The organism is Paenibacillus dendritiformis, assembly GCF_015845845.1.
Taxonomy (GTDB): Bacteria; Bacillota; Bacilli; order Paenibacillales; family Paenibacillaceae; genus Paenibacillus_B; species Paenibacillus_B dendritiformis_C.
The window spans coordinates 1-4,110 of the sequence record NZ_LDIG01000070.1 but is presented as its reverse complement, the minus strand read 5'-3'; the positions used below and the strand labels follow the sequence as shown (position 1 = coordinate 4,110).

Below are 4,110 nucleotides of genomic sequence, written 5' to 3'. Positions count from 1 at the left end.
AAAAAAGCCGCACACCCGGTAAAATGTTTGTACGCCTACAAACTCAACCGAAGAAAGGTGGCGACTCCATGAAAAAGTCTACCACGATCCTGTCCATCCTTCAATCCGTTTTGCCTGCAGAAGAAATCGATTCTGCAATCGAACTCGCCGGCTATAAAGACAAGGCCCGCAAGTTTACCGTCCATCATTTGCTACAATATTGGGCGATGGCTGCCTCTGAACAATGGGATAGCTACCGTTCAGGTGTGGTTCATGCAGCAGCCAGCGGCTTGCTTCCTGTCCATTATTCCAGTTTTTCCGGAAAGGCAGCTGAGGTTCCCTTTGCTGTATTCAAGGAGCTCCTACACCGGCTCATCCAAACCTGTAATCGTCAAACGACCCGAAAGCTGGCCTTTCCTAAAGAATTGCTTTTGATTGACTCGACGACCGTAACGGTAGGAAAAACTCGCTTGCCCTGGGCCCCTTACCATGGTGAGCGTTCGGGCATTAAGCTACATGTTTCTTTGCAAGCCCAATGCGACTCCCCTCTAAACGTGGTCGAAACGGTTGGTTCGAAACATGATGGTCCGCTCTGTGAAAGCTTAACCCATTTGGATTACATTATGGTTATGGACCGGGCTTACGGGAAGCTCGAACGATTAGATCGTTTCAAAGAAGAAGGTCAATCCTTTGTCGTTCGACTGCGTGATAACGTTCATCTTGAAAAACCACGTGCTCTACGCCGGCAAAAAGAGCCTAACAGCCCGGTCATCCGGGACATTACGTGCCAACTTGGAACAGAGCAATGTCGATCCAAGAAGCGGCATCGCGTCGTTACCTTCCAAGATTTCGATGGCCGAGAACTCCGCGTCGTTACCGATCTCATGCAAGTGACCCCAGAAGAAATCGCACAGATGTATAAAGCCCGGTGGCAAATCGAGGTTTTCTTTCGCTGGATCAAGCAGCACTTGAATATCCCTACTTTGTTCGGGACAACTGAAAATGCCGTGTACGGGCAGCTGTTTGTAGCTCTCATCGTTTACGTGTTACTCAAATGGTTATTTGATACCACTCAAGGGGTCGTATCTAGGCATCAAAAGCTGTCCTTTATTCACTTTGCACGTCTATTTAGGCTAAATTCCCTTCCTCCCGAATGGCTCGTTAAGATGCAGAGGATAAGAGAAAAATTCAGCCCTGCCGGGCTTGTTTGAGTTACACAATTTGGTTAATCAACATGTCTGTAAAGATACAATTCTAGTTAGCAATTTATCATCAATATCATTATATTTATATCCAACATTTTCAAATATTTTAATACTCAACTCTGTTGTAGAAATTTTCGTAAGAATGTCATCGTCATTTGATATTTCAAACCAACCATTCTCAGTGTTAACTAAATCCAAGACAGGGGATATTATTTTATTTTTTATATTTTCATCGTGCCAACCTAATGATTTTCCTATCCCCGTTAAAAATCCTACTTCCTCCAATTTCCCAAAAGTATCTATTTCTAAATCATTCGAAAAATAATGTTCTATTTCCTTAATAATCATCTCTTTTCTAGGTATTGTTATACCGGAGTTTTCTAAAATCTTTATAGTATAATAGCTTTCATATAAACTCTCTTTTTTTTCCTCTATCAAGAGATTAAAACCACCGTTTTTATTCTGAGATCCATCTAATTTCTCTAGTATTTGTTTATAATTCCAATATTCAATATTTATATCATCATCATTGATATCATTGATATTTAACCGCGAATTACTACACCCAATCAACAAAATAATGAGCAAAAAAGTTGTGAAAAACCTCATATTTAATATTCCCACCAGACTAAATTTATTTTTATGATACTGGCATCCGAATGAGCACAAGATCATTCTCCAATTCACTCTTGCCCGACTTTAAATTACTAGAGCCTATTATTACACTAGCTAAGAATAAGGGACTTTTATTACAAATGTTTGTATAGTGATTCTTTATTAATGACGGATTTTCAAGCTAAGTCCGACAGTTTGCTTATGAATGATTCGCAAGCCGTTTTCCAACCAAGATATTTTCTCGGTCTGTTATTATTAAGATCGAATACTTAGTTCAGATCACCGTTAAGCAAAGTCGTGTCCTTTTAAGAAGAACTCCCAAAGTAGCCCATTGGCGTTCTTATTGGCCCGTCTCTGCTAAGAGGAACAGGGATCAGCAAAGTAACCCTGAACTCCGTTGGCATTTTCCAACTTCTTATGAAATGTAAATTATTACCATAATCTACTATGACCGTTTAAAAGATCCCTGGTGGTATGTATTCGCTATTTTGGTAAATGCCTGCACCATCGAGATTGCTGTTCGATCTGGCTCTTTACGGCGAGGTCTAGACGGGTCTTACGCTCTGCAAAAGTCGCTATACAAGCTTTGCTCTTACCACGACTGGACACGACCCTATCGAGTTCCCAATGACGCGTCCTTTACGCACTTCATTGGGGCATTGGCTAATCGGTCTGCCTTATTGGATTTTCCCCGGGTTTCTACAGGCTTTCGGCATTTTCCTTTGTGTCGTAGAAGCTCGACAGTCCCCCGAACGAGCAATCCAGCATATAGCCATCTGTAAATCCTCTTAAAGCATAAGTATAAGCTCAGGCTTTTCAAATTTCATTCGATCTGCAATTTGCTCTGGTGACCAGGTCACCTCAAGCCTTTTTCACTATATAATGTAATCTTTCAAACGATTGCTACTCGTTAGACGCAGTTGCACGTTTATGCCGCTGTGCAGCAGTGGCCTATACTCCTGGGATTCCTTATTGCGTTTCAACTCACGAGCCATCCTGGAATGAAGGCGACCTTCTTCTCGTGCAAGACTCTGGTAAACCAGCCTTCGTCATGCAGGATTTCTAGCTTTGCTCTTTCACCTTATGCTAAAATGGCTGTAACTCATGATTGGTTCCTCCGTGCAATGGATTGGTGTGGTGATGCCATTTTAGAGGAATCAATCATGAGCCATTTTTTTATTTAATGGTAACTGTCGAACTTCATGTTACAATCCATCTAATAAAAATCACACGAATGACTCGTGTGATTTTTATTATTTAATCTATATCCATAGATACTGCATAGAACTGAGCCAAAGCATTAGTCCCAAACTTCCAGTTAATGTTATTTCGCACTGTAACATTTGAAAAACTGTCTAGGATAGCAGGGGATTCGATTTCATAATCTAACACTTTAAAAGTAGCAGCACTTGTTTTTAAATAGTCTTCATCGGGGAAAGTCAGTGTTAGAACGTTACCTGAGGTAGAGCAAGATACTGAAAACGGAAATCCTACTCCACAAGATAAACCGCTTCCTTTAATTAAATGCTCAACTCTCATTGTAATTCGGTCTGGGGTTATCAATGATCCTCCTGTCCAATTTGCTTTTGCGTAATTATCAACTATCTCAATTTTATCCTTAGAAAAGGCGCCTTGCGTATTTTTTACCCTTACCATCACCTTGTTATCCAAAGTATTCCAACTATACTTGTCCGTATCTAGATAGTCTCTTGTTAATCCAGAACAAGTATAAGTAGTATTTTTTGGAGATTTGCAATTCAATACATTCATTAACATAAAGGAAGGAGGTGTTTCACCTGTATAGTATGGTTTACCATCTATCGGTTGGGTTGAAATATATGAGTCTGTATGATTGACAATCTTTTCAGGTTGGGCTAAAGCTGTCACAGGAACGAGTAATATGCACACTAAACAAAGAAAAAAAACTTTTCTAATCATAACATCCTCCTACAAGGTAATATTTGGTATCGACGTCGATGGCTCTATACTATCATTTATTCCCTGAATCCGTGAAAGGGTTACGAATAAGAGAACCATCACTATCAGCTGTAACGATAGGCGCAGAAAGCAGAGGTGATGACTCGATTCACTTGAAAAAGACATCACGAAACAAAGCTTCCCTTGTGCAAAGCTTGAACGGAAACATAGGTTCGCAATCTATTATCCCGACAAGGTCCCGTAAATGCGCTGGAATGTCTGAAACCATGGACTATGTCTTCCGAACCGGAGCTTCGTTTGTCTGGCATGCTCTACCATTCGAGAGGCCAGCCAGATCAGATTTTCGATGACCGTTTTGACCCGCCTGCGGCTG

The 4,110-nt window shown here is 40.9% G+C and carries 3 protein-coding genes and 2 pseudogenes; 1 reads left to right on the top strand and 4 read right to left on the bottom strand.

Going from position 1 to position 4,110, the window contains the following annotated elements; all coding sequences use genetic code 11:
- Window positions 1-1,190 (top strand): IS4 family transposase (locus ABD76_RS03990; RefSeq protein WP_242069277.1); only part of this gene is annotated, 1,190 nt, incomplete at its 5' end.
- A gap of 18 nt (window positions 1,191-1,208) precedes the next feature.
- Here the strand turns inward: ABD76_RS03990 and ABD76_RS03985 are convergent.
- The 4 genes and pseudogenes from ABD76_RS03985 to ABD76_RS29245 form a co-directional block, all read right to left on the bottom strand.
- Entirely contained in the window at window positions 1,209-1,793 is a 585-nt protein-coding gene (locus ABD76_RS03985) for a hypothetical protein (protein ID WP_197254452.1), read from the bottom strand.
- Between the two features lie 182 nt (window positions 1,794-1,975).
- Window positions 1,976-2,905 (bottom strand): annotated as a pseudogene (locus tag ABD76_RS30820) (IS30 family transposase).
- A 151-nt stretch (window positions 2,906-3,056) separates the two neighbouring features.
- Window positions 3,057-3,737 (bottom strand): hypothetical protein, encoded by a 681-nt coding sequence (locus ABD76_RS03980; RefSeq protein WP_197254450.1) that lies wholly within the window; start codon window positions 3,735-3,737, stop codon window positions 3,057-3,059.
- 222 nt (window positions 3,738-3,959) lie between these two features.
- Window positions 3,960-4,110: pseudogene (locus tag ABD76_RS29245) on the bottom strand (IS1380 family transposase); the annotation flags it as partial.